Raw genomic sequence first — 4,604 nt, forward strand, 5'->3', positions numbered from 1 at the left:
GTACTAGGGGGCGTGGGTGGAGGGGGCGCCGGGCCGAGCCCAGGCCCCCTCCGCGTTCCTCAGGCCGCCTGGCCCCGTACGCGCAGCGCCTTCGCCCCGGTGTCCGTGGTGACGATCAGGAAGCCGTCGGGGGAGAGGTCCGCCCCGGTGAACGGGGCCATGGAGGGCAGCGAGGCCGCGACCGTCCGCTCGTCGCGGTGCCAGATCCGTACCTGGTCCCGGCTGCGGGTCAGGTACAGCGGGGCCGCCGCCCGGTCTGCGTCCGAGTGTGCCACGAGGTGCTCGGGGCCCGCGCCCGGTACGGCCGTGGCGTTCTGGAGGTCGTACACGAGCAGCGCCGTGCCGTCGTCCGTGCCGAGCGGCCGGGCGCCGGGCGTGCCCGCGGGGACCGTGAACGCGGCGACCGGGGCGGGCGCGCCCTCCCGCCGGACCAGGCCCGCGAGGCGTACGTCGGTGATGCCCGGCAGCTGAATGCTCCACAGGGTCTGCCAGGGCAGGGCGATGCCGAGGCGGTGCACGGCCGCGCCGTAGTCCGCGAGGCCGTCCTCGACGAAGGCACTCTCGAGCAGCGCGGCCCGCGCCCGCGCCGACGCCCGGGTGCGGGTGAGCAGCGGGACGGTACGCAGATACGTACGCGCCGGGGCGCCCAACTGCTCCCACGGCACCGCCTCCACCGCGGCCCGCAGCGCGATCGGGGCGGCGTGCACGAACAGGCCCGGATCCGTGAGGAGTTGGGGCAGCAGGCCCGCCTCGAGGGTGTGGCCCGCGATGTGATCGCGTACGTACGGATCGGCCTGGCCCCAGTCCTGGCCCGGCACCGCTTCGAGCAGGGCCATCGCGAGCTGCGACTGGGTGGCGCGCACGCTCCGCAGGCCCGCGCGGACGGCGTCACCGAGCGCCGGATGCAGCAGCTGTACGAGCGTACGGCCCGGCGTGCCGCCGTCCTCGTGCTCCTGCCGGGACTGTACGAACGGCCCGATCAGCGCGGGCGCGCCCGCTATCGCCGCGCTCATGTCCTGCCCGGCGATCGCGCTCACGAGCCGCGCCCACAGCTCCACCGGCATGCCGTCGCCCTCCGCGAGCGCGAGCGGCGTCAGCAGATGGCGGAGCGTGTGCGGGTCCGAACCGCACTGGTACGCATGGGAGTTGAGGACCTCGTCGAGGGAGGCGGGGAGTGCCTGTTCGGCGGGGGCGGCCGTACCGGCGGGTGCCGCGAGGAGGCCGGCGACCGCCAGCTCGACGACGAGCGGACTGGTGCCCGCACGGCGGGCGACGGCCTCGGCGAGCGCACGCCCGGCCGGTCCTGCCAGGTCGTCCCGCTGCGCGAGGAGCGCCTCGGCCTGCCGGGCCAGACCCTCCGGATCGGCCCACTCCGGCGCGTCGAGGTCCACGATCCGCACGGTGCCCGGCGGCAGTTCGGCCGCCAGTACCTCGGCCGCAGCCCTCGGCACATCGGCGAGCAGCCGTACGTTCCCGGCTGCGGCCAGCGGCCGCAGCACCTCCCGTACGACACGGTCCGGCTCACCGGAGGTGCGTACCGGGCCCGCCAGGTCCACATCCGGTACGACGACGGCCAACTCGCCCTGCCGGGCCGCCAGTTCGGCGTACACCTCGTCGGTGGTCGTGGCGCGCAGGCCGTAGTGCTCGGCGATCAGCCAGGTCAGCTGCGCCGCGGTGAGACCCGCCGCGCCCGGGACCGCCGGTGCCGGAAGGTCCGTCGGCACCGTCGACGGGTCGAGCGCGTCCACGGCGATGCGGCCCCGGTACTCCGGGTCGCACAGCATCAGGAACCCCGTCAGCAGATGCGAACGCCCGCTGCCCGGACTGCCGGTGAGCAGGACGACGCGCGCGGCGCCCGGTCGGCCGGACCGCCAGTCGGCCAGCGCGCGCAGTACGGCGACGCGACCGCCGATGTAGGGGTGCGGGGCGTGCGGTGCCTGCTGTACCTGCGGCAGGTGGCTCGGGGTGGCGACGCCGGTCATGGTCTCAGTCCCGTCGGCTGGAGGCAGGGCCCGCCTCGGCGGCGGGGCGGGGGTCAGGAGTTGCGTTCACGCTCGCGCGCGCGGTTCCTCTTCCACAGTGCGATGGCCTGCTCCGTCGGGAAGTTGGGCGTGGCGTACGACTTCCCGTTCTCCTTCGACACGACGATCTTTCCGCCGCCGGGCTCCGCGGGCCCGGCGGGTACGCCGCCGGGGGCGTCGACGGGTTCGAGGACCGGGTAGATGAGGAAACCCTCGTCGAATTCGTGCACACCCAGCTCGAGCGGCGAACCGTCGGCCCGCTTCGGCTCGGCATAACGACTACGGAAGATGGCGAGTGCCTGCTCGGGAGTGGCGGGCGGCGGGTTGTGCGGCTGCTGACCGGGGTCCTGTGTTTCGGAGGGCATGTGGCGTTCGCTTTCCAGAGGGGATCAGTGGGATGGGATGGGCGGGACCGGTGGCTCAGGCGGGACCGGCACTCACGTTTCGAGGTCTCCGACCCGGCCGCCGCGCAGCAGATACTTTGGCAGATAGTCCGACTCGACGTCGATCGGGACCCCGCCGTCGTACGCCAGGCATGCGAGGGCGAGCGGGGCCACGGCCACCAGACCGCTCGGCTGGGCGGCCCTCTGCTCGTCTCCGGTCCAGTACTCCTTGTGCCACTCCACGGCCTTCGCCAGCTCGACGTTGAAGCGGTCGGTGTCACCTGCGATCAGCCGGAACAGGAGGTTGAGCGGCGGGTAGAGGACCAGCTGCATCAGTTGGCGATCGGCTGCCTGAAGGCGATCGGGGTCGGTTCCCTCGACGGCGGCCACGAGTTTGTCCCCGAGGTCGGGTCCGCGCTTCCAGTACGTCTGCAGGGCATCCACCCAGTCGTAGATGTACTCGTCGTACTCCGCTCCCGAGTCGCGCAGGACGGAGAGGGGGACATTGCTCAGCTCGGTGAGGCGGGACTGCTCGCGGCAGATCAGCGCCAGATAGAAAGCGGTGAGCCAGTTCCCGGCGTCGCTGTAGGACTGCGGTGCGCTGGTGGGGATGGTGCGCGGCTTTCCGAAGATCACCGAATCCACGGTGGGTTCGGTCGAGGTGACCGACCTGAACAGGGCAGACCCGATCTGCATAGCGGCCAGCCAGGCTTCCCAGGTGTCGATATGGGCGGCCTCGGGGTCCTGGGCGCAATGTTCCTTTGCCTTCAGCAGAGTGGAATTGAGCGTCAGGTTGAACATGTGTGGGTGGGCGACCAGCGTTTCGACACTCGCTTCGGTCGACTCGACCAGAGCCGCACCGCTTCGGATGCGGTCCGCAGGCACCTCGTGCCGGGGGATTCGAGTGGTCATGCCCGCCCTCCCGGGGGGTTTCGGATGTCGAAGTACTTCATGGTGAAGCCACCGTACCGCTTGGGTGTTCGGCCCGGATCCGAGCCGTCGGGGCTTGCTGTGTCCGGGCGTTGAGTCTTGTCGTCCTCACCCGGTTCGAAGTCCTCCACCTTCGACTTGACCAAGGCGTATTCGACATTTCCGAGGGCGTACGCAGTCTGTAGTTTCTCCGCGTATTCCTTCTGCTTCGCTGTTCCGTCCTCCATCAACATGGTGATGGTTTCGAAATACTCCCGGGTTCCCTGCATCACGCGCTTGCCGGAATGGCCGACGCGTGAGCCGGGATCAGCGGACGGAGCCTTGGCCTCGACGACGATGAAGTGGCCTGGCTTGTCCTTGTGTTCATAGATCTGGTCGAACTGGTCACTGCCGTTACCGGTGTGCGGGATCTCGACCAGTTTGTAGTCGGGGTGTGTGCTGGCCATGGCGTGATGCAGCGCCGAGTACTCGCCGTGCTTCTCGCCGACCTTCCCCACCGCGTCGTGCGTGTCCGCATAGGGCCCCTTGGCGTCCGCGTACTCGTCCGACTTCTTGCCGTGGTCCTCCGCGGCCTGGAGCTTCGCCGCCTCGGTGACCCGGTCGGCGGCGAGGGTCCACTCCCGTTCGTTGGTCTGCCGGTCCAGTTCGGCCAGGTGCTCGGGGGTGATGCCCTCGTCCCTGCCTCGGGTGACCGTCGGCCGGATGTCGGACGGCATGTAGTCGGGTTGCTTGGGGGGCGGAAGGTCGCTCTTGGCGATGTACTTGCCGGGATTGTCCGGGTCCTGCTTGAGCTGCGGCAGCTCCCGCCCGTCCACCCGGTCCGTGAGCCGGAGGTGCTGTCCGTCGACGCGCCAGTACTTCTTGCGGTTCGCCTCGCTCGAGTTCGCGAAGTCGACCATCCTCCGGACGAACGCCTTGCCTTCGTCGTCGGACCTGTTGGCGGCGCCGGGCTCGGCCGGTCGGGGGGTGTCCGGCCGCGGGGTGTTGCTGTTGCCGTTGTTGTTGGCCGGGCTGATGTCCCCGTACAGCGGCTTCTTGTTCTGCGTCGCGTCCTCGATGTGGCGGCCGGCCTCCGCGGTCTTGCCTTGCGGGAGGGTCTCTTGGCTCGGGACGGTCGAGTCGGTGTTGAGCTTGGCGGGTTTGGTGGGGTCGGTGTCGTCTGCGTTGTCTGGTTTGTTCGTGTTGTCGGTGGGGTTGGGGGTGGCGTTGTCCGAGGTGTCCGACGGGTCTGACGGGTCCGAGGGGTCCGAGGGGGACTTGTCGGGGGTTG

General features: G+C 70.4%; 3 protein-coding genes and 1 pseudogene. All 4 read right to left on the reverse strand.

Annotated elements, in window-relative coordinates:
* Nucleotides 1–59: 59 nt before the first annotated feature.
* On the reverse strand, nucleotides 60–1,982 hold the full coding sequence (locus GUY60_RS34865) for an ATP-binding protein (protein WP_161705270.1): 1,923 nt from the start codon (nucleotides 1,980–1,982) through the stop codon (nucleotides 60–62).
* A 53-nt stretch (nucleotides 1,983–2,035) separates the two neighbouring features.
* Nucleotides 2,036–2,386 carry an SUKH-4 family immunity protein gene (locus GUY60_RS34870; protein WP_161705273.1) on the reverse strand — a complete coding sequence of 117 codons (351 nt, stop codon included), beginning with the start codon at nucleotides 2,384–2,386 and terminating at the stop codon, nucleotides 2,036–2,038.
* A 72-nt stretch (nucleotides 2,387–2,458) separates the two neighbouring features.
* Nucleotides 2,459–3,316, reverse strand: coding sequence for an immunity 49 family protein (locus GUY60_RS34875; protein WP_161705276.1), 858 nt, complete (start codon nucleotides 3,314–3,316; stop codon nucleotides 2,459–2,461).
* Nucleotides 3,313–4,604, reverse strand: a pseudogene (locus GUY60_RS34880) (hypothetical protein); the annotation flags it as partial. The gene GUY60_RS34875 and the pseudogene GUY60_RS34880, both read right to left, overlap by 4 nt.

This window comes from Streptomyces boluensis, assembly GCF_009908195.1.
GTDB classification, from domain to species: domain Bacteria; phylum Actinomycetota; class Actinomycetes; order Streptomycetales; family Streptomycetaceae; genus Streptomyces; species Streptomyces boluensis.